Origin of the sequence: Enterocloster aldenensis (assembly GCF_003434055.1) — a bacterium.
Classification (GTDB): domain Bacteria; phylum Bacillota; class Clostridia; order Lachnospirales; family Lachnospiraceae; genus Enterocloster; species Enterocloster aldenensis.
Genome location: NZ_QVEX01000007.1, coordinates 237,398 through 259,247, shown reverse-complemented (window position 1 = coordinate 259,247; position 21,850 = coordinate 237,398). Strand labels below are relative to the sequence as shown.

At 44.1% G+C, this 21,850-nt stretch carries 18 protein-coding genes and 2 pseudogenes; 12 read left to right on the top strand and 8 right to left on the bottom strand.

All coding sequences use genetic code 11. The features are described 5' to 3' along the window. Window positions 1-29 precede the first annotated feature (29 nt). Genes DWX59_RS16320 through DWX59_RS16310 form a run of 3 tightly spaced genes read right to left on the bottom strand, consistent with a single transcriptional unit; the run spans window position 30 to window position 6,128 of the window. Window positions 30-2,840, bottom strand: coding sequence for a dermokine domain-containing protein (locus DWX59_RS16320; RefSeq protein WP_117560263.1), 2,811 nt, complete (start codon window positions 2,838-2,840; stop codon window positions 30-32). Then, window positions 2,830-5,100, bottom strand: a complete 2,271-nt coding sequence (locus tag DWX59_RS16315; RefSeq protein WP_117560262.1) for an efflux RND transporter permease subunit — start codon at window positions 5,098-5,100, stop codon at window positions 2,830-2,832. The genes DWX59_RS16320 and DWX59_RS16315 overlap by 11 nt, the downstream gene beginning before the upstream one ends. Window positions 5,101-5,117: 17 nt before the next feature. Further along, the gene (locus DWX59_RS16310; RefSeq protein ID WP_235845082.1) at window positions 5,118-6,128 is read right to left on the bottom strand and encodes a hypothetical protein; all 1,011 of its coding nucleotides are present in this window, start codon (window positions 6,126-6,128) and stop codon (window positions 5,118-5,120) included. A 309-nt stretch (window positions 6,129-6,437) separates the two neighbouring features. Here DWX59_RS16310 and DWX59_RS16305 point away from each other — a divergent pair, with 309 nt between their 5' ends. Together DWX59_RS16305 and DWX59_RS16300 are read left to right on the top strand one after the other, a co-directional pair. After that, the gene (locus DWX59_RS16305) at window positions 6,438-7,028 is read left to right on the top strand and encodes a TetR/AcrR family transcriptional regulator (RefSeq protein WP_117560261.1); all 591 of its coding nucleotides are present in this window, start codon (window positions 6,438-6,440) and stop codon (window positions 7,026-7,028) included. 215 nt (window positions 7,029-7,243) lie between these two features. Next, on the top strand, window positions 7,244-8,476 hold the full coding sequence (locus tag DWX59_RS16300; protein ID WP_117560260.1) for a class I SAM-dependent rRNA methyltransferase: 1,233 nt from the start codon (window positions 7,244-7,246) through the stop codon (window positions 8,474-8,476). A gap of 293 nt (window positions 8,477-8,769) precedes the next feature. On the opposite strand, the gene DWX59_RS16295 is transcribed toward DWX59_RS16300, so the two are convergent. Further along, entirely contained in the window at window positions 8,770-10,104 is a 1,335-nt protein-coding gene (locus DWX59_RS16295; protein WP_147325825.1) for a hypothetical protein, read from the bottom strand. After that, a complete protein-coding gene (locus DWX59_RS16290) occupies window positions 10,079-10,819 on the bottom strand; it encodes a hypothetical protein (RefSeq protein WP_117560258.1) in 741 nt (246 codons plus the stop codon). The genes DWX59_RS16295 and DWX59_RS16290 overlap by 26 nt, the downstream gene beginning before the upstream one ends. Window positions 10,820-10,926: 107 nt before the next feature. On the opposite strand from DWX59_RS16290, the gene DWX59_RS16285 reads away from it, so the two are divergent. From DWX59_RS16285 to DWX59_RS16255, 7 genes are all read left to right on the top strand, one after another. After that, window positions 10,927-11,163 (top strand): helix-turn-helix domain-containing protein, encoded by a 237-nt coding sequence (locus tag DWX59_RS16285; RefSeq protein ID WP_117560257.1) that lies wholly within the window; start codon window positions 10,927-10,929, stop codon window positions 11,161-11,163. Window positions 11,164-11,358: 195 nt separating this feature from the next. After that, complete coding sequence (locus DWX59_RS16280; RefSeq protein ID WP_117560256.1) at window positions 11,359-11,700, top strand: hypothetical protein; 342 nt, start codon at window positions 11,359-11,361, stop codon at window positions 11,698-11,700. Further along, window positions 11,690-12,055: a hypothetical protein gene (locus DWX59_RS16275; RefSeq protein ID WP_117560255.1), complete on the top strand. Its 366-nt coding sequence runs from the start codon at window positions 11,690-11,692 to the stop codon at window positions 12,053-12,055. Before DWX59_RS16280 ends, DWX59_RS16275 begins: the two co-directional genes overlap by 11 nt. Then, the gene (locus DWX59_RS16270; protein ID WP_117560254.1) at window positions 12,056-13,294 is read left to right on the top strand and encodes a helicase HerA domain-containing protein; all 1,239 of its coding nucleotides are present in this window, start codon (window positions 12,056-12,058) and stop codon (window positions 13,292-13,294) included. A gap of 121 nt (window positions 13,295-13,415) precedes the next feature. After that, the gene (locus tag DWX59_RS16265; RefSeq protein ID WP_117560253.1) at window positions 13,416-14,027 is read left to right on the top strand and encodes a replication protein; all 612 of its coding nucleotides are present in this window, start codon (window positions 13,416-13,418) and stop codon (window positions 14,025-14,027) included. After that, window positions 13,993-14,220, top strand: coding sequence for a helix-turn-helix domain-containing protein (locus DWX59_RS16260; protein ID WP_235845080.1), 228 nt, complete (start codon window positions 13,993-13,995; stop codon window positions 14,218-14,220). The genes DWX59_RS16265 and DWX59_RS16260 overlap by 35 nt, the downstream gene beginning before the upstream one ends. Window positions 14,221-14,313: 93 nt before the next feature. After that, window positions 14,314-15,456, top strand: coding sequence for a site-specific integrase (locus tag DWX59_RS16255; protein WP_117560251.1), 1,143 nt, complete (start codon window positions 14,314-14,316; stop codon window positions 15,454-15,456). A gap of 762 nt (window positions 15,457-16,218) precedes the next feature. Here the strand turns inward: DWX59_RS16255 and DWX59_RS16245 are convergent. Further along, window positions 16,219-16,713 carry a VanZ family protein gene (locus DWX59_RS16245; RefSeq protein ID WP_117560249.1) on the bottom strand — a complete coding sequence of 165 codons (495 nt, stop codon included), beginning with the start codon at window positions 16,711-16,713 and terminating at the stop codon, window positions 16,219-16,221. Between the two features lie 307 nt (window positions 16,714-17,020). Between DWX59_RS16245 and DWX59_RS16240 the strand changes: the two genes are divergently transcribed. Beyond that, window positions 17,021-18,400, top strand: a complete 1,380-nt coding sequence (locus tag DWX59_RS16240; RefSeq protein WP_117560248.1) for a P-loop NTPase — start codon at window positions 17,021-17,023, stop codon at window positions 18,398-18,400. A gap of 505 nt (window positions 18,401-18,905) precedes the next feature. On the opposite strand, the pseudogene DWX59_RS16235 reads toward DWX59_RS16240, so the two are convergent. Continuing rightward, window positions 18,906-19,562: pseudogene (locus DWX59_RS16235) on the bottom strand (IS256 family transposase); the annotation flags it as partial. Between the two features lie 50 nt (window positions 19,563-19,612). On the opposite strand from DWX59_RS16235, the pseudogene DWX59_RS29380 reads away from it, so the two are divergent. Then, window positions 19,613-19,909: pseudogene (locus DWX59_RS29380) on the top strand (Mu transposase domain-containing protein); the annotation flags it as partial. 117 nt (window positions 19,910-20,026) lie between these two features. Then, the gene (locus DWX59_RS16225) at window positions 20,027-20,272 is read left to right on the top strand and encodes a hypothetical protein (protein WP_330665946.1); all 246 of its coding nucleotides are present in this window, start codon (window positions 20,027-20,029) and stop codon (window positions 20,270-20,272) included. 199 nt (window positions 20,273-20,471) lie between these two features. On the opposite strand, the gene DWX59_RS16220 is transcribed toward DWX59_RS16225, so the two are convergent. After that, window positions 20,472-21,848, bottom strand: a complete 1,377-nt coding sequence (locus DWX59_RS16220) for an MATE family efflux transporter (RefSeq protein WP_117560247.1) — start codon at window positions 21,846-21,848, stop codon at window positions 20,472-20,474. Between the last annotated feature and the right edge of the window lie 2 nt (window positions 21,849-21,850).

Sequence of the window (21,850 nt, the reverse complement as noted above, 5' to 3'; positions counted from 1 at the left end):
ACCATTATACTAGAAATCCCCTGTGCCTGCTACCTGTTTTTGAAAATGCTTACCATTGCCTTCCACATCTGGACCAGCACATTCCACATCCTGCGCAGCGGGCTTTCTTTTGCCTTTGCCACCTCTGCGTCCACTGTCTTGGCATCATCGTCATCCACGCTGATTTCATCGGTCCGCAGGACTATCTGCAGCGTCTTTGGCGGTCTGTTCTTATCTGATGTAAATGAAACCTTTTCCGCAGACGGGTCCATGAACAGGAACCGGTTATCCGTGTCAAATTTATCCAGCTCATTGTCAATGGTGTCCTTCATGGTGCGTCCGGCCTGGCGCATGGCAGTGGTACTGTCAAATATGCTCAGACTCTTGTCTAAAAGCTCCATGCTGCCCCGCAGGCTTTCACGTGCAGCCGCGTCAAAGTCATCGCTGCTGTCCTTTAAGGTGTTCTGGACAATGGTCATGGTGCTGATGCCGTTGTTGAGTGCTTCCGTTGTCCTGGCCACCAGTTCTTTGGAATCGTCCAGGGCATCCTGTAAATCCGGATAATAGGTGTCCAGCGAATCATGGAGCGCGGTCAGGTCCTCAATGAGGATATCCAGGTTATCCACGATTTCCGCACTGTATTTGGCGGAGTCTGAAGTGTCGTCCATAAGGTTGGACATGAGGCTGGATAAATCACTGCTCTTCTTGGATATATCCATCAGCATGGACTGTCTGCCTGCCAACAGTTCCATCAGCGTCTGCATATCCACCGGGACCTCTGGGGCGCTTACAAGAGGTACATTGTGCCTTTCAATGGACGCCGGTCTTCCTGGCTTTGATGTGCCGGAAAGCCCTGCTCTTGCAATGGAACCGGAGTCCGCACCGGCAGCTGCACTGACGGTTGCTGTAAGACTGACGCCCTGGCTGGCTTTTGCGGTTACACTGCCGCCCTGATTGGCTTTTGCCGTAACGCTGCCGCCCTGGCTGGCTTTTGCCGTAACGCTGCTGCCCTGGCTGGCATTGCCGTCCGCACTTCCGCTTCCCTGGCTGGCATTGCTATCCGCACTTCCACTTACCTGGCTGGTATTCCCATCCGCACTTCCGTTTCCCTGGTTGGCATTGCCGCCCGCACTTCCGCTTCCCTGGTTATCTTTCCCGTCTGTGCTTCCGCTTCCCTGGTTGTCTTTCCCGTCTGTGCTTCCGCTTCCCTGATTGTCTTTTCCGCCCGCACTTCCGCTTCCCTGGCTGGTATTCCCGTCCGCACTTCCGCTTCCCTGGTTGTCTTTTCCGTCTGTGCTTCCGCTTCCCTGGTTGTCTTTTCCATCTGTGCTTCCGCTTCCCTGGTTGTCTTTTCCGTCTGTGCTTCCACTTCCCTGGTTATCTTTCCCGTCCGTACTTCCGCTTCCCTGGTTATCCTTCCCGTCTGTTCCTGCGCTTCCCTGGCTGTTCCCATGGTCGGTCTTATTGTCTGTATTCCCGGCCCCATTTGAGCCCTGGCTGCCTTGATTGCCCTTGTCATTGGCGCTGTCTGCGCTGCCGGTATCCGCCCCACCTGAAGCAGTCTGGCCAGATCCGCTGCTCCCAGCCTTGTTCCCATGGGAGCGGTTTGCCTGTTCCTCCAGTTCTTCCTCATCCAGAAGGCTGATTCCTGAACCAGCGGTTGCAATTCCTGTTACATAAACCTGTTCACTTGCCTGCAGCTGGGCATCAAGGGCAATAATCTGCTGCATCAGGTCCATGAGTTCCGGGATATTTCCGGAAATCCCTTCCGCACTGCTCTTGATGTTATTCAGCCGGGTGTGCAGCTTCCTTAATGGGTCCTGCATCTCCCCCATGGTATTTACGATATCGCCCATGCTCTTGTGGATTACTTCCGCAGATTCCTTGGCTGTCTGAAGATGGGGTATCATGGTTTCCAGCTGCTGTGACACAGAGGTCAGGGAAGCCAGGGTCTGGTCATTCCCCGCCAGGATGCTGTCCTTGGAATTGCTCCATTTCTGCCTTGCGATTTCTGCTGAGTCCAGGCCTGTGCGCACCTGGCCCACGCCCTGGCGCATGTCTTCCACAGACCTGGCCATCTGTTCCAGGCTGTCATAAAGCTCATCCCCGGCATCCTGCCATGTATCCTTTGCTTCCTTTAAATCCTTGATATGCTCCAAGTCCTCCACCGTGCCCGGCATCATTGCCATGATGACCCCGGTGGTCTCAAAACTGTCCGTGCCGATACGCACCGTGTAGTCCCCATCCTCACCGGGCAGGGCCGTGAACACAACGGCGGTTGTCTCCCCCAGATTCTGGGTCTGGGAGCCTTCTGCTTCCACACTGTAGCATTTCCCCATGTCCACGGGCACAGCTACCATGAGCATCATGTTGTTGCGGTAATATTCCCCTGCATTGTCATTGGGCTCCGCCTTAATGTTAATCTCCACCAGGCCGGACGCTCCCGCCAGCTTATCGCCGTCCGTGGGGACGCCGTTCAGCTTATAGGACACATCAAAATCCCATGGCAGGGTTATCTGGCTTTTATCAAGGGCGCATTTGTAATAGAAACGCTCCTTCTGGGCCTGCGGGAAATTCCAGGTCACGGTCCCGTCCCCCAAATCAGGGACTGTCTGGTTGGACATATTGGTTACGTCCAGATAGGTGCCGTAGTCCGTAAATTCCGTCCTGCCATTAAGGTTTAAGCCTTTTACCACATTAATCTTATCCGGCCTTCCGTAATAGTCCAGGTTAATATACATGGTCTCATCCACATCCACAGCCGCCTCCGCGCCATATGCCGGCACGGCTCCGCCTGCATTGGTGCAAAGCAGGACCGCGGCCAGGCCTGCTGTCATGATTCTTTTATATCTATACCTCATCACTATCCACCTCCGCTGGTATATTCTTACTTCTGTTCCCCATGGACATCCTATTGGCAATGGTTCCCAGTCCTGCCTTTAACAGGGCCTTGCGCTTCTCATGCCGTTTCTTCAAATGCTTCTGCAGACGGTCCCACTCATTGCTGGTAATGATACGGTCAAAGAGCACTAGCAGGGCCGGCAGGACGGTCAGCACCAGAATCACGCTGAACAGACCGCCCCGTCCGATTAAATGGCCCAAATCCCCGATTGCAGCCGTGGTGGATATAAAATGTATGATATATCCGGCCAGGATGATGATGGTGCCCGATGTAAATATGGACGGGCAGGACAGCATCAGGGCTTCAATACACGCCTCCTTCTTGGGAAGGCTCTTGCGGGCAGACACATAGTTGTTGGTCAGCAGGATGGAATAATCCACCGTGGCTCCCAGCTGTATGCTGCTGACTATGATATATCCCATAAACACCATGGTGTCCCCCTGAAGATACGGCATTGCCATATTCAGGAAAATAGCAACCTCAATGGGTATCATGACTACCACCGGTATGATAAATGAACGGAAGCTGAACATGACGACCAGGAACACGCCCAACAGCGACAGCATATTTACCCTTGAATTATCCGAGGTAATGGTGGTCTTGATATCCTGTGTTGAGGGCGTCTCACCCACCAGATAGGAATCTTCCGGATAATAGCGCTTTATGATATCCTCGATTTCCCGGGTGCACCTGAACGCCTGGTCGCTTTCTGTCTTTGTCCTTATGTACACCAGCATCCTGCACGAATTCCCGGTATGAAGTTCGCTTGTGATGGAATAGGGCAGGAATTCCTCCGGTATTCCCTGGGGCAGTGTATTAGCCATGGACATCACGCTCTTTACATAAGGCAGATCCTCGATTTCATCGGACATTTCCTTTTCCAGCACCGGCGATGTGTTGGGGTACAGGGCCAGGAGCATGTTGCTCCGACCAAACATCCGGGATATTTCCTGATCATCCGCGTACACCTGCGTCCCTTCGCTGGCGCCAACCGCGCTGTTGCCATACAGGAAATCATTCATTCCCTGGGCCACGTATGCCGGAGGCGTAAGGAGCACCATGATGATAAGGGCGGCATACCGCATGCGGTACACCCATTCGCTGAACTTGCGGAAGCTTGGAAGGAAGGGGCGGTGCCTGGTCCTGTCATTCCACTGCGTAAACTTAAGTATCATGGCCGGCATGAAGAATACCACGGTAATCAGGCTGAAAATAATTCCCTTTGCCAATACCAGGCCCATGTCAAATCCAATGGTAAACTTCATGGACACCAGGGCCAGGAAGCCCACCACAGTTGTCAGGCTGCTGGCAAAAATGGAATTAATGGCAGCCTCGATGGCATTGACCATGGCTGTTTCTTCCGGCAGCCCTTTCTGCCTTTCCCTGGAAAATGCATCCAGCAGGAAAATGGAGTAGTCCATGGACGTTGCCAGCTGCAGCACCATTGCCACGTTATTGGTCAGGAATGACACGGTGCCTATGAAAATATTGGTGCCCCGGTTGAGAAGGATAGCCACGCCCATGACCAAAAGGAACAGGAAAGGCTCCGACCAGGCCGATGTGGTAAGGCACAGCACTGCGAAAATCATGATGACCGCCACCGTGAGGATCAGGTTCATCTCGCTTTCCACATTTTCCGTCAGGGACTTATTCTGGACCGCCATGCCCACATAATATCCCTTGCCGCCGGTGATGGCCTTCATCTCATCAATGGCCTGCGAAGTCTTCTTGGCCGTATCCCCTTCATCAAAGGTTATATCCATGACAGCGCATCCATCCTTATAGTAATCCTCGATATCCTTCTGGTTGATGAAGTCCTCTCCCGCATAGACATTAACCGTGCTGTCACACCACAGGATCTGGTCCACACCGTCCACGGCCTCCAGCTTATCCTTATACTGCTTTGCCTCGTACAGGCTTACATCCTTAATCATCAGCCGCGCCGTGCCGGGATATCCGAACTCCGCCTCCATCTGGTCCAGCCCGATGCAGGACTGGGCGGTTGCCGGGAGATACTCCGTCAAATCATAATTCACGTTCACAAAAAGCATGGCTATGAGGGAGAAAATGCACCCGGCCACAAATACGCTTTCAATCCATCCCTTTTTATGTATGATGAAACCGGCCAGACGGGCTGCCGGCGATACTGTCCCGGCTGCCTCCTGTCCCTTTACCCTGTGTAATCTGTTCTTAATCCTGTCAAACAGTCTCTGTCCCATGTTCCATGCTCCTTACATCACCGCATCAGTATTATCATGAAATAATGTGCCCCGTCCTTTTCCGCGTGTGCCATGCCCAGGCTGCGGTAATACTCCAGGGCGTATTTCCTGTCGCCCTTCCCGTCATACCGGTCCCCTGTCTTTGCCATCACCTTGGAAAATGCCTCCGCCCCGTCCTTACAGTTCCTAATATAAAGCTCCAGGCACGTGGCGTTCTTGCGGTAGGGAACCGTGGCCAGATAATCATTTACCGTTCCCTCGCCAGGTATCCTGTCATCCATATAACCGCCTGCCATGGCCGCGTGAAGCCGGTGGTCCGCTGCCTTGTTCAGGTTCATATCCATCTTAAAGCCCGCATAGCGGTCATACACCCGGTGCATATCCCCGTCGTATTCCTCTTCCCTGTAAGGATGTTCGTCAAAATAACGTTCCCTTTTCTCCTCATTCAGGTCGTCAAAAAGCGACTGGGTTTCCTCGTCATAACAACCTGCATCATATGCTCCGCCGCCCGAATTCTCCACCCACTGCGCAGATTCCAGGGCCCCGCCCTTAGAGAATCCATAAACCCCGTTGTCCAGGACCAGCTCCCCCAGGTTCATGCCTCCGTCCTCATGGAAGTAGTACCATTCCCCGTCCACTTCCCGCCATCCCCGGACCATTGCCCCGTTTTCATCCAGGTAGTAGGTCCGTCCGTCTGTCTGCAGCCATCCTTTCTGTAATGTGTGGTCGGCATCCATCCAGTACCAGTCTTCCCCTGATTGGTTCCATCCGGGAACCATGGAATAGGGCAGATTGGGCTGGGCTGCGGATGTGCTCTGGCCCGCGGATGTGTCCTGGCCTGCAGATATGCCCTGGCCCGCGGATTTGCCCTGGCCTGCAGATATGCCCTGGCCCGCGGATATGCCCTGGCCTGCGGATACACGTTCCTCTGCCTCGGCACAAACCGCTCCCAACCCAGGATATATTGCGAGTACCGTGACCGACAGCAGAAGCAAAAAGCATTTTCCAACATATTTATTGTAGTACATCCTGTCATTCCTCCCTCAATCCGGAATCTGAACAAGCTAGAATCTGGCAAAATCCGTATGTATCTATATAAATCTATTATACGTCTTTTGTTCCAATAAGCAACTTCCATTTTATTAATTGACATTTGTTTATTAATTGACTATAATGGATTATACTAAGTTATGGCAAAAATACAATGATTAATTTCAAGGTTTTTGACCATTAATAAACACTATTTCATTTTTTGTCCAGGAAAAATTTGTTAAAAATATGTAAACTCCAGGGAGCCAAGTGCTCCCTATCCCTGTACACCAAAGGAGGATAAAATCATGAGTACAGAATCCATGGACCGAAGGGTCCGGAAAACCAGAAGACAGCTGCGTGAATGTCTCATTTCATTATTAAAGGAAAAGAAGGTCCAGGATATAACGGTCCGGGAACTGACGGACATGGCTGATTTGAACCGGGGCACTTTTTATCTTCATTACAAGGATGTGTTCGACCTTCTGGAAAAGACCGAAACCGAACTTCAGGACGAATTTAACCAGCTGGTATTAAAGCACGATGCCGTGGATCTGAAGCAGAGGCCAGCCGTGATTTTCAATGAAATCTACACCCTTGTATATGAAAATGCCGACCTGATAGAAATCCTGCTGGGTGAAAACGGCGATTTGAACTTTGTGAACCGGCTGAAGCAGCTGATCCGTGAAAAATGCCTGAAGGACTGGATGGAAGTATTCCGCTCCGGCAACGCGGCTGCTTTCGACGCATTCTTTTCCTTTATCGTGTCCGGCTGCGTGGGCATTGTCCAGTACTGGCTGCAGACAGGGCTTAAGGAAACGCCCATGCAGATGGCCAGGCTGACGGAACAGATCATCACCCAGGGGATTGGGGTCCTGGAGATTGACCCTTATGCCTGACATATATCTATCAGACGGGTACCGGAGGATGACAGACAGTAATGCCGGAGCATTTTCAGCGCCAGGTAATACCAGACAGTAATGTCAGGGGAAGTTCAGACGAAAAATTGTCAAAGCAAGTTCAAGCAAGGCCAGATGAAAAATCCGGATGAATTTTCTTCCATGTTATGATATGATGGTAAACGTGTAAAATTCATTTATGACAGGAGTATTTCATGGAATCTAAGAATCTATATACAATAACAGCCACGGTCCGCATCAAAAAAGGCCAGGGACGCACGTTAAAGGCTGGCGGGGCGTGGATTTACGACAATGAGATTGATGCCATTACAGGGGAATTCCAGAACGGGGAACTTGTGTCCGTGGAAGACTTTGACGGTTTCTTCCTTGGACAGGGTTTCATTAATACCAACTCCAAGCTGACGGTGCGTATGCTGTCCAGGAAAAAGGGCACGGTCATAGACGATGCCTTTATTGAAATGCGGGTAAGGAATGCATGGGAATACAGGAAAGCCACCGTGGACACATCCAGCTGCCGGGTCATATTTGGCGAAGCCGACTTCCTTCCCGGCATTGTCATTGATAAATTCTCCGATGTGCTGGTTGTGGAATCACTGGCGCTGGGTATTGACAGGCTGAAACCCGTGATAGTGGACATGCTCAGGAAGGTCCTGTCCGAGGACGGCATAACCATCCGCGGCGTATATGAAAGAAGTGATGCCAAGGTACGGCTCCAGGAAGGCATGGAGCGGTACAAAGGATTTATCGGCGAACCATTTGACACCAAGGTGGAGATTGCGGAAAACGGCGTCCGCTACATGGTGGATGTGGAGGACGGCCAGAAGACAGGTTTCTTCCTGGACCAGAAGTATAACCGTCTGGCCGTGCAGAACCTGTGCAGGCGCATCCTGCCGGACAGGGTATTGGACTGCTTCACCCACACGGGTTCCTTTGCGCTGAACGCCGGACTGGCCGGTTCTAAGGAAGTACTCGGCGTGGACGCTTCCCAGCTGGCCGTGGACCAGGCCAGTGAGAACGCACGGCTCAACGGGATTGGGGACAGGGTGCATTTTGAATGTGCGGATGTGTTCGACCTGCTGCCCAAGCTGGAACAGGAAGGCCAGAAGTTCGATGTGGTAATCCTGGATCCCCCTGCATTCACAAAGTCCAGAAATTCCATTAAGAACGCGGTAAAGGGATACCGTGAAATCAACCTCCGCGGCATGAAGCTGGTAAAGGACGGCGGCTACCTGGCCACCTGCTCCTGCTCCCATTTCATGGACCCGGAACTGTTTACAAAGACCATCCGGGAAGCCGCGGGAAACGTCCATAAACGGCTGCGTCAGGTGGAATACCGGACCCAGGCCAGCGACCACCCAATCCTTTGGGCAGCAGATGAGAGTTATTATCTGAAATTCTATATTTTCCAGGTGTGTGAGGAAAAGTAGAGGGCAGGAATACCAAAAGTACTATATTTCATGCCGAAAAGCTCAAATCAGTCTTATAAGCAAAGTTATCGTAATTTATTGAAAAATGGTGTATTTTTATAGGCAAATGGTGTAGTAAATGGTGTATAAATCATAGGGAAAAAGTGATGTAGATATATTGGAAATAGCCTGTCAATCCCTTTACCGTAGGCACTCGTAGAGTGGGGATTTACAGGCGCAAGCAGAATTACCCATACCCCCCACAATAGAACAAGGGATATTCCAATTCACTATTTTGGAATATCCCTTGATTACTACTTGTTATCTGCTTTACTGTATCTGAATCTGTGATTATCGATAAATCCATTATCAAAGGCTATATTATAACTTATTAAAAGTTCTCCACCTGAAATGTTACTCAAATCAAAATTATACCAGACAAGCCGCACGTCATCACTCCAGTTAGAGCCCTCGCCTCCGTAACTGCCTCTTTTATAGGTATATACATCATAATCAAATTCATCAATGGAGGCTAAATCGTAAAAGAACACATTCTTAGTATAACTATTATCACCATGATATTCTCTACTCAAGCAAGGAACATTATCAACATATCGCAACGTTAACGTATGGTCAGTCAACTTCGCGTTTTCTCCCCTATATATATATTCTTCAAACTTCCATTCTCCTTTCAACATTGACCAAAGTTCATCAATCGATGCCGCGGTGTTGGAGCCAGAAGATTTAGAGGATTCAGGCGACACACTTGTATCTTCATCTGAAGCATACCCATCACTAAAACTGGCTATAATAGCTATCACCTCTTTTTCTTCCTGTTCTGTAAATTTCCCATTTGGAGAATCTGCAATTAAAGAGATATGACCAGCATACCAAAACGAAAACGTAGGCAATCCAACAATCATAGATTCGTATTGTTCACCCACCTCACTTTCCGGTAAAAGGGCATACCGCACAGGTCCGTTTTCGATATCAATAGATTCGCCGCCACTAAGCATATCGCACTCACTGGTGATTTTTAACTTGGCAACCATAAACTTGCCTAAATCAGAGTAGTCTGTTGCCTGTACGTAATTAGGAATAAAGCTTGCGTCTGCCACTCGTGTTACATCGACACCTCTGATATTACGTATCGCACCAGTCAAATCACGCATTTTACCAAAATGCCAATAAGTTATGCTGACACCTCTGCTGTTCGTCAATACTACTTGTTCTGAATATGGTGTAACTTCCTCACTTGTAACTGTCCAGCCATCAGGATAGTCAAAAGAAAACGCAGGATATGTGACAAGGTTCACTTCCTCAAACCGAGTAATATATGTGTGCTTGAGTTCTACACCTGATTCTTTAAGCGTGGTTATATCCGGTGTGTGTGCAACATTTTCGATATTTTCAGTGGCTTTTATAGCTTCTGTAGTTTCAATCGTTTGATTGGTTTCGTTGGTAATTGCTCGCTCTTGTTTTTTGTATGTACTTTTGCCACCACAACCAACTAATAATACGGTTAAAAGCACAAGAATAAGGAAAGAACTATAAGTATTTTTCATGTTTTTATAACTCCTTTTATTTGGCAAGATTTTCTTGTGATTATTAAAAAATATGGCGCTACCACCTCCCCATTCTTTTTTCACGTTCTATTTCAATTGAAAGCAGTCTTTCCGCAGCTTCTCTGGCTCTGCGCTGTTCTTCAAGACGCTCTTTTTCGGCTTTCTGCCGTTCTGTTTCCAGTCGCAACATATCCTGATTGTGTACTTCCTGCTGTCTGCGGAGAAGCACCAGCTCTCTATGCGTTGTATCAAGGGACAGCAAATACAAATTATCAATCGCGTCATAATAATCAATGGACGTTCTAATAAAACCATTTCCTAAGTTATTTAGCTTATTTGAAACTAATTCTATATAGCGTTTGTAACGTATACCATAACCATGTTTAATAATTTTAGTAATGATAAAAAATATTGGTACAACAAATACAGTTAGAAATGCTACCATCACCTCAAGCAGACCGACAAATAATGAAGTACGGAACCCTATCGGGAGATATTTAAAAGTAAGCATCTCGGCTACACAAACAGCTATAAGAAATATCTCGGCATATTTATATTTCTTCTCTATCTTTGCCCATTTTTCATACTGGCGATATTTTGATTCTTCGTTTTTTCGCTCTGGATTTACAATACTGGCTACATTTTCAAAATAGCGGTTCTTCTCTAATTCCAAACCTTGTAATTGTTCTTTTACTCCACTAATGCCAGCATTTGTATTCCCATATGTAACGGTTTTATTGTATTCGTTCATAAAATAAACTTTGTCTAAATCGTACCTTTCATACTTAGATTTTTTCATCTTGCGTCCTCTCTGAAAACTATTTGTTTATATGAGGAATATTCCTCATATCGATATGCCATAATTGTATGAGATAATCAAAAAAAAGTCAAGAGGGGCTTTTCCATATGATATCCTTTCAGCCATTTAGAGAGTTAATGAAATCAAAACAAGTCAGCACCTATTTTTTACGAAATAAATGTGAACCATATAACCTTGATAACAAGACAATTGAGCGTTTAATGCGTGATGAATCAGTTTCGACTAATACCATTGATGCTTTATGCCAGATATTCAAATGTAAGTTAGAGGATATTATGGAAGTCTTGCCAGACCAAACGGATACGGATAAAAACGATGCCTAAGATACACTACGGAAGTGATATCTTAGGCATTTTGATTTTTCTAAAATATAAATAGATAAGCTGACAAAAAATTACCAGGACAGGGAAAATTACAAAAAAGCAATTGACAACAAACGAACATTGCTATATACTTTTGTTGTTGGTATGTTGGTATGTTGGCATGTTGGTATAGTTTGAGAGGATAGGGAGGCTAATATGGAACAAGAAAAAATTATAATGATTACAATTAGACTTAAAAAGGAGGTGGCAATCGCTTATAAACAATATCTAATTGATAAGCATAAGTCCGTAACCGAAGATTTGACCGCCCATATTGAAAGACAATCTCAACATTACCAAGTCATTGACGACTATGAGCCAATGAAAACAACGTCTAAAGAATATACTAAGTTAGGCTTCCGTATAAATTCTAATACTTATTTGACTTATAAAAAGAAGCTTGTGGAAAAATCCACAAACACGACCGCAGATTGTACAAGGTATATTCTAAAAACTATTTATGATGAAAAAGGAAAGGAGAAATTTCATGAGTATTAAACTATCAGATTTAATCATCAACATTCCCGAAACCATCGGAGAGACAGTTTTACTGGTAGAAGAACCTCGTCCCTATTTTAACTATGTCGAGGGGGTCAAAGGTGCCGTTGCCGGAACCGTTTACACGGTACTCTCGCCATGCCTGAATTACGAAAAACAAACCATCAAGGTTCCTAACGAAATCACTCCCTCTGTGGAATACAAAGGAACCCCTGCTGATGTATCGTTCAGAGGCTTAACCGGAAAAGCCTATCAAGATTTTAACCATGGCGGTGCTATCAAGCTTTCTGTTACTGCGGACAGCATTTCTCTGGTTGAACAACCAAAGCTTAAATTGAAAGGAAGTGAAAGCTAAGTGAAATGGAAAAGAATGAAAGCAAATCAATATACGTGGCAAAAATGGCTGTACATCGCGAATCTTTGCCTTGTACATATTTGCATAATACTTAGAAAATTTAGATTTGATAACAGATTTCTTGTTATGGGGGTTACAATCACCAGTATTGGCGTACTCGCAGCGATTGCAACCACCCTGCTAACATTTAAGGCAAAACAAAAATCTAGCCTCATAGAAGATTTTATCAGAAAGAACAATTTATTTCAATCTCATTCTGTTCTCAAATATGGATTTCTGGGAGAAAAAGAAGTGGAAATAATAGACTATTATCCGCAAATAGATTATGCGGAAAATTCTAGTGATAACGTATTTTGCATTCGCTTTCGCTTAGACGGCAGTGCTATTGCTCAAAAATTCAGAAATTTAGAGCAGCCACTTGCAGACAAATTCTTCACCATATGTACTGACATCAAAGAGGAAAGAGGATATATTACATACTGCTTTGAACTGAATGAGCAGAAACAAACAAAAGTAGAATCCCCAAAGGATATTTTACCTGTTGGAGAAAATGAAATTGCTTTTTCTCATGATATCGTGTGGAATTGGAAAAAAACTCCCCATTTACTTCTCACCGGAAATACAGGGAGTGGAAAATCCCAACTAGCACAATATATTATCTCTTGCCTGCTTGAACAGGGTGTACGGGTGATTTACTGTGACCCGAAAAATGACGATGATATGAGAATGTTTTTGCAGAACAAATCTGTAGTATATGCTACTAAAGAAAATGATATCGCCAAAGTTATCCGTGAAACCGAAGAACAGGTACGTTTACGTGAAAAAGACTTGCAGAGTATTGGTTTTGACGAACTTGATTTCAACCCTATCTTTCTTCTATTTGATGAATTGATAGCATTTTCAAAAATTGCAGAAAAAAAGACGTTTACTGAAACCGCCCAACGATTAGGAGCGCTGATTGTCACCGGAAGAAGTAAACGTGTGTATGCTGGCTTGATTCTGCAACGACCTGATACAACCTTTGTAGAGGGAGCCATAAGAGACAACCTTTCATGTAAAATATGTATGGGGCAAATGAGCGAAGCCGCATATAAAATGTCATTCGGAACCGATTTCGCACATATAAGGAATTGCAGACATTCGATTGGTTCCGGATTGATTTACAGACAGGGGATTGACACCAAACCACGGGAATTTATTGCACCCTTTATTTGTAAAGGCGCATTGAATACGGCTTAATGGTTTGTGCAGGTGGCGGCATTTCGGAGAAATGGAGCGGAGCGTTGCCACCTGCTAAATCCACTAGGGTGCCACTACGACACACCCTAGTGTTAATTGTTCAATGTTCAAAAGGAGATAAATGGATAAGAAAAGGACTCGTAATTGGGCTACCGTAGTATATCCAGAGTCAGCACCCGAAAATTGGGAATCAGCTTTGCAAGAACTGTGCATACCTGCTTTTATTTCTCCGCTTCATGATAACGACCTAAATACAAATGGAGAACTTAAAAAAGGGCATTTCCACATAATGTTACTATTTGATGGCGTAAAGACACAAGAGCAGGTGCAGGAAATATTCACCCTTATTGGCGGTGTAGGCATAGAACCTGTAAATTGTGTAAGAGCCTATGCACGCTATCTATGCCACCTCGATAACCCTGAAAAGGCGCAATATGATATTAAAGATGTACTCTCCTATTCAGGAGCGGATTACAGCACCATAATAAGCCTTGCAAGCGATAAATACAGCGCAATAGGAGAAATGATAGAGTTCTGTATTCAAAACGGTATAGACAGCTATGCAGAGCTTCTCATGTACTCAAAAAACAATCGCTTTGACTGGTTCAAGGTACTATGTGACAATGGAACTGTTACAATCGTGCAATTTTTGAAATCAAGGTACTGGGAAGTCCACAAATATTTTAAGGAGAAATGGCATGAAGAACGAGATTCCAACATTGAGGAGAAATAATCTGACAATGAGGGAATCCAATGCAAATAAAAAACTTCTGACACTCAAAGAGGTCTGTGACTATTTGGGAATAGGTCAGACTAAAGCAAGAGAACTAGTCAGAGGGCATAATGGATTCGGAGTTCAGATAGGCAACCGCTGGTATGCTGACAAAAACAAATTAGACAGGTGGATTGATACGATGGCACTATAAATTGAAATAATGGGGTTTTAATGGTATACTATCAAAAAATATATCTATTACACAAATTCCCTGTGATTTACCGAAGAAAGGAAGAAGAAAATAATGGGTAAATCATTAAATGGGAAAGAATTAGGGCGCGGAATCACCCAGCGTAAAGACGGACTGTATCAGGCAAGATTTATCAATAGATTTGGCAAAAGACAGACCATTTACGCTAAAACATATAATGAAATCACAAAGAAATTAAGAGACGAGCAATATGAGGACGAAAAGCAACTAAATGTTGTTGATAGCAATATGACGCTGGACGAATGGTATGAGGTGTGGCTTGAAACCTGCAAGAAAAATTGCAGAAATACAACTAAGAGAACTTACTCAATCCAATATAACCGGCTTCGCAAAGATTTAGGTTGGCGAAAACTGACAAATCTTAACTTGGTTATTGTACAGAACGCATTTAATGATATGAAAAGCGATTCCTCTAGGAGAGACAGCAAAGCACTTTTAGTTGATATTCTTAATCGTGCTATGGAATCAGATTTAATAAACAAAAATATTGCATTGACTGTGAATACCAAAATTGAAAACAAAGAAAAGGTTGAAAAAAGGGTATTAACAGAAAAAGAGATTCAAGTCCTATATCACGCTTCAAGAGATGGTCGGTTATATCCGTTCTTTGTCGTGGCGCTAAATACGGGTATGAGAATGGGAGAAATCATTGGTCTAACATGGGATTGCATTGATTTTGAAAATGGCATTATTCGGGTAGAAAAAACATTATGTTATATGCCTAATAACGGGAATGCACTTTACGAGTTCCACCCACCAAAGAGTAAAGCAGGAAAGAGAAACATTCCCATGTCTAAGCTGGTAAAAGAAACACTACAGGAACAGAAAGCATGGCACGATGATGTAAACACCCGATTTGCTCCCCAAAAAGGCTTTGAGGACTTGGTATTTACCAGTAAAACAAATCGTCCGTTAAACGCTACCAACATAAAAGATTCTATCAATTATTTAGTTGCAAGAATTAACGCTGAACGTCCAAAAGAAAGATTTGAACATTTTACACCACATTGTCTTAGGCACACTTTTGCAACGAATTGTATCGCAAAAGGTATGCGTCCTAAAACATTACAGAAATTGCTGGGACACAATTCCTTGCAAATGACTATGGACTTATACTGTCATGTACTCGATGAAACACTGAAAGAGGAAATGTCAGCGATTGCCGAAATGGTGTAAAAGTGGTGTAGTAAAGGACTTAGAACCTGCTGGAAGCCTTGAAACAAGCGGTTCCTAGCACTAAGCCTTAAAATTTTATATTTTCCAGGTTTGTGATGAGAAGTGATCGGAAATGATAGAATCTGCATAATTCCACTGGGATATGCATAGTTTTATGGAATGTGGATAGATTATAGTAAGGGTATCAGGTCAGCGGGTTGTCTGCCGGCCTGGTACTTTTTTGGTGTATTTGATACTTTTTTTTTTAGGTTTTATTGTTTATAGATTCTAAAAGCCCTTTTTTGGGGGGACTTGTGGTGTATCGCAGGTGTATTTATGTTGCTCCATGCAGCATTTATACTGACCTATGAGGCATTTATATTGGCTTTTGCCGCATTTTATATTGCCCTTGGCCCCACTTATATTGCTATCATAATAGTCGCTTAACAGCTATATTCCTGAAATGGAGGTTATATGTTCTGGCTGATTATCATTATACTGTTTCTTATTCTTGTTGCATTTGCCCTATATTGCTGCGCCTGTAATACAACTCCATATGACCGTGAAGTGGACGATGAACAGCAAATGGAATATCTGCGCCAGTACAAAGAAAGTCATGGGACCCTTCGTAACAGAAAGGATAAACAGGTTTTTTGAATGGATGTTTTCATTCATTCGTTTTCCCGTCTCCATGGCGGATTCTCTTTAATCCGGCCAGTATTGTCATATGTTCAAAACCCATTAGTCATTTGCAAAATAATAATCCAGGCAGTATTTTAAACATTATCCATATTCATTTGATTTCCGGAACCGGAATAAACCAAACAAGGCCCCAACTCCTGCGCCTATGGTATTCATCAGAATATCATCCACCTGAAAATGCCCGCGCTGGGTCAGAAGCTGGGTTATCTCTATGGTAAGGCTGAGACAAAAACCAGCAAATACGCAGACCGGTATGCGTCTCAAACATTTCCACATCTTGGGAACCAGAAAACCAAAGGGGATGAACAGAAGGATATTCTCAATAACATAGGCATTGTCATGAGGTCCACCCAGGGTCTCAAACAGCGTCAGGCTGATTCCTGTCCTGGAGCCCGGTTCGCGCTCAAATATGGTTATGATGAATATCATGACAAAGTAGATGATGCAGAGAATGCTTAAAAAGGTCCTTCTCCTGTTCCGTGAAAAAACCAGCAGGACGCCGCCTATTAAAATACCTGCTGCAAGTGCAATGGGTAAATACTTTAATTCTATTAATATGTCTTTCAGGATGTACATCCAAGTCCGTTGAGATAAAAGGTTCAATCGTAACTCCTAACGAAAAAATCATATCATGAAAATGCATCCGCCCACGCTTCGTTTTCCTGTCAACATCATTGCAGGCCAATGCCTTTTACTTACTATAGTTCCTGGTACCAGATATGTCAAGAAAGTCCTGAGTTAAAACCTGGAATCCGGAACTAAAACCGTGACAAAAGACCATGATTAAAACTTACGTTAAACTTGATGTTTCCATGGTTTTTGGTAAAATGACAGGAGGGGGGACTTATTGTCCCATACAAATGATAGAGAGCGAGGTACCTCAATGCAGGATACAAATGATGAAATAGAAATCTATATACCTGACCTTCTCCATTCAATCTGGGACCTTCGCTGGATTATCTTATTCCTTATGGTGCTGGGAGCCCTGGCCGGCACTGCCCTTTCCCTGGACGGAGGGACTACTTATGAAACCAGGGCTTCCATGATTGTAAATGCCCGGAATACCAATGATGTCTATCAGAACGGGACCCCTGTCCCCAAAAATGAGGATATACAGCTTGCCAGGAACCTTGTGAAAACCGTACAGCTTCTGGCAACCAGCAACCGGGTGCTGGAATTAGTCCTGGACACGGATGAATATAGGGATATATCCCTGGAACAGTTAAAATCAGGCATTAACGTGACCATAGAGGATGACACGTCTTTTATGCAGCTTACCCTGCACTGGGAAAATCCACATGAGGCAGTGGACTTACTGAACCGTCTGATGAAGGTGCTTCCAGATGTCATGCTGGAGGTAATGGGTATCGGCTCTGTCAGCGTCATCGATACCCCGGGGCAGGCCACAGGCGTCCCATCCGCCTCATTCCGGAATACAGCAATCGGAACAGCTTCCGGGCTGCTTTTTGGCTGTGTACTGGGCACTGTTTACTACCTGTTCATCCCCAAAATCCGCAACAACAGTTCCCTGGAGGCCCTGGGCCTTGATATAATCGGGGAAATACCTTACATCGACTCCAAAAAGGAAACCGCCGATGGATATCTTGACAGCAAAAACCTGCCGCAGGAATATCAGGTGGCTTACGGACGCATGGCAGCAGTATTCCGCTATCTCACTGAAAAAGAAAACCAGCAGGTCATTGCCGTTACCTCCAGTGTCCCGGGAGAAGGCAAATCAACCGTTGCCTACAATCTGTCCCTGCGTCTGACCGAACTTGGATGTAAGGTGCTGCTTCTGGATTTTGATTTCAAAAAAGGCGTGCTTTACCAACTGGCCAGAAACCACAAACCCAAGGATGGTGACAAACGCACCCAGCCCCGGACAGGCGAAAACTTAAGGCAGCAGGTGGAGCGGATGTATAATGGGATTTATACCATACAGGGATTCAATCAGGAAAACATTTTCCATGCCGACAACCAGGTCTTCCCCACCATCCGCGCCATAAAGGATACCTATAATTATATCATCATCGATACCCCTCCGGTGGGTACCCTTTCTGACGTACAGCAGATGCGCGGTCTCATGGACTGCGTGCTTCTGGTGGTGCGGCAGGACTGTGTGTTGCGCAGCTCCGTGGAAGAATCCCTGGAATTTTTGAAGAAATCAGGGATTGCTGTGGCGGGTGGGATATTGAATTGTAAAACGGGGATTATGGGGGGTGGGTTGAAGCGCAGGAGGGGGAGAAATGGGCCGCCGCTTTAAATGGGGGATGGCTTTTTGGTTTTTCTTATAAAAGCAAAAACGGGAATTTTTTTGGTTGCGGGTAGGTGGGGGTGGATTTCTTAATGTCCATTGGGGTTAGCATAATTATGAAAATTATGATTATCTGGTGACTTATTTTTATAACAGTATTTATGAGTAATACATTTGGTTTTTATAATATGAAACATTTATTATTGGATAAAACCCGGAAAAAATATTTATATTCCAAATATTAGTTTCATTTTTTAATGTTTTTAATGTTTTTTAATCTTGGATGTTTTTGCGATAGAATTAATCGAATTTAATTCTTTACCTCGTAACTCCCCGGCCGAGACCGTTTCAAAGTTTGTGTAAACTCAAAAAACTGAAATAGGATAAGTTGATAGTTGCGAAGGGCAAAGCCATCTTTCTGGGTCTTTCCCTTTGTTTGTATTATAATACGGATTCTTGGTATGTCAAGCAGGGCGGCTCAGGCAACCCGTCAGCCGGCCCACACCGCTTATAATCAGGACAACCGTTCTTCAAAAAATATCTCCGGCTGCGAATGGATTTGCCCCCAATCCTATAAGGTACCCCGTCCATTTCTTCATAATATCCATCTTGTGAGATATAGCATTTTTAAAAGGCTGTCATCGGATGGGAATACCGTCTTGGATTTCGTCACCTTTCGCAGCTGACGGTTAAATCCTTCAATGGTATTTGTCGTATGGATTAGGCATCTGATTGTCTCTGGATACATAAAATAGGTGGATAGATATGTCCAGTTATCACGCCAGGACTAGGCGATTTTGGGATATTTCCCACTCCATTTTTCATCAAAACTGTCCCATTCCGATAAGGTGGTTTCCTCGGTCGGTGCCGCATACATTTTCTTCAAATCGGCCATCCGGGGTTTGATTTCTTTGTAGGAGACAAAACGGGTGGTATTGCGGATTTGATGGATGATGCACTGCTGGATTTCTGTCTGGGGATAAACGGCTTCTATCGCCTGTGGGAAACCAGAAAGCCCATCGATGCACGCAATCAGGATATCCTCTACACCCTGGTTCTTTAATCCGTTCAGAATAGAAAGCCAGAATTTGGCGCTTTCATTCTGCCCAATATACATACCAAGGACATCCTTCCTCCCGGACATATCAATCCCTATGGCGATATACACGGCCTACTTTACGATAGGCAGGAGAGGGTACCCGATATGGGATTTTCCGCGACAGGGAACTGCCATTACTGGCCAAGCTACCGGCTACCCCTCATGAACTGGCGGAATGGAAACAAGCCACCGTTCATTTCAATTATCACATATCCGTTGACGGGATGCCATACTCCGTCCCTTACGGATTCATCAAACGCAAGGTGGATGTCCGGATAACCGATACCGTTATTGGGATTTTTCACAATCACAACCGCATTGCCTCTCATTGCCGCTTATTTGGACGAAAGGGGCAGTACATCACCGTTACGGAACACATGCCGGACAATCATCAGGAATACCTGGAGTGGAACAGTGACTGATCCATAAATAGGCTGGGCAGGATAAAACGGAATGGAGACACAGGTCTCCGATGCTGTAGCAACTCATAACAAGTACGCCATCACCCACGCTGACTATTACAGGAGGTAAGAACCATGACCAACCAGGGCACGATTGACAAACTTATTGGAATGCGCCTGACTTCCATGTCAGATGGCTTTGTCACACAGATGAATGACATGAAGATGAAGAACGTCCCGTTCGAGGGCCGTTTTGGACCTCTAGTCGACATCGAATACAACAACCGCAAGAGCAACAGCCTGAAGCGCCTCATCAAAGGTGCCAGTTTTGACCAGCCAGAGGTACGATTCAGCACTGAGCGAATAAATGTAACCTATTAATTGGCGTCCCCATCCTGGAGATTCGCTTTTCCAGGATGGCGGCTCCGCCGCACATATATCGGTTTCCTTTTGCCCGGACTGACGGTTTCCAGTCCTCCGGACAGGCGGTTTCACCGCACTGGTATATCCACCGGGCTGGTGGTAAAAAACTGCCCGAAATACTCACATATCTCGATTTAAAGAAAAACACTCATAAACTTCATGTCTTTATCACACTTAATAGTCCAGATAACACATTATATTCATAGTTCCTATATGTAATAAATACTGATATTGTAATAATACATAAGTATGCCAATCCACCAATTACTGCATTTGGTATTAATAATCCACAGAACAAATAAGTTCCAACAGAAAAAAATATTAACAGATTCTCGGCAAGCTTACTTTTAATATCTTGATTCCTAAAAAAGCATATTATATACCATACCATTGCTGTACACAAAGTTGCAATCGCGAAAATCTCTATTGTTTTGGAGATAAAATAATAAGCTAACAAATCTGTAATTACTGCTATGCCTAGAATAAATAACATTTGATAAAAATAATATTTTTGTTCATGATTTGCTTTATATAAATTAACATATATGGCTTTTATTACAAAATAGAAGGCATGAGCAGCGATTAAGAAGAATAAGCTCACTATAGAATTTTCGTATTTGTTCAGCCATATTTGAATTATTAATTTTACAGGAAACGATATAGAAATTATATATATACTAATAATTATACAACTGGTTTTCATTTTTTTTATATTTAGTACATTCTTCTCTTTACATAAATAACTGTAGAAAGCTATTGTTATTGCAGAAACACAAATATTAAAAAGATTTTCAATACTCACAGCAAAGGAATAATATGAAAAATCTTTCAGTGTTAAAAATATTTGAATACACCATCGATCTATACTCACAATTAAAACTGATGCTAAATTACCTAGTAATAAAGAGATGCCCGTTTTTATATTTAACACTAAATTTTTAATATCTAAAATAGATAATTTTATACCACCAAATACCTTAATGCAATATATTTCCAGTGTCATAAATACCAATAAATTGGAAATTACTGTGACAAATATATAATAAACATAATTATCTGTCATAATAATTTTTAGTAATATAAAATCACCAATAAAGTTTAGCATAGGAAGCACCGATATAATATATCCATACTTTTTAAATTCTCCAGTAGCCTGAAAAATGTTTTTATAATATGCAATCATATTAATAGGCATTAAAGAACAAGCAAGAAGAATAATAATATAGTTTTTTACATAAATACCACCGGCTAAAATAATTGCAGAGATTATCAATTGCATATTTCTTAAAGTACATGAGTTAGTAAGAATATTCTCTTTCGTTATTTGATTGATTGTCATACCACCATAACGTAAAAAAATACCATCGGCATATCCCAGATGAAGTAACCCCGCATAGTTTATATAAAATTGAAATAATTTGTAATATCCGTAACTTTCTAATGTTAAATATTTAGGCAGTATAAAACCTATTGCAACACTCACAAGCATATTAATCATGTTAGAGCATAAAACCATTGTTATATTTTTTATCATAC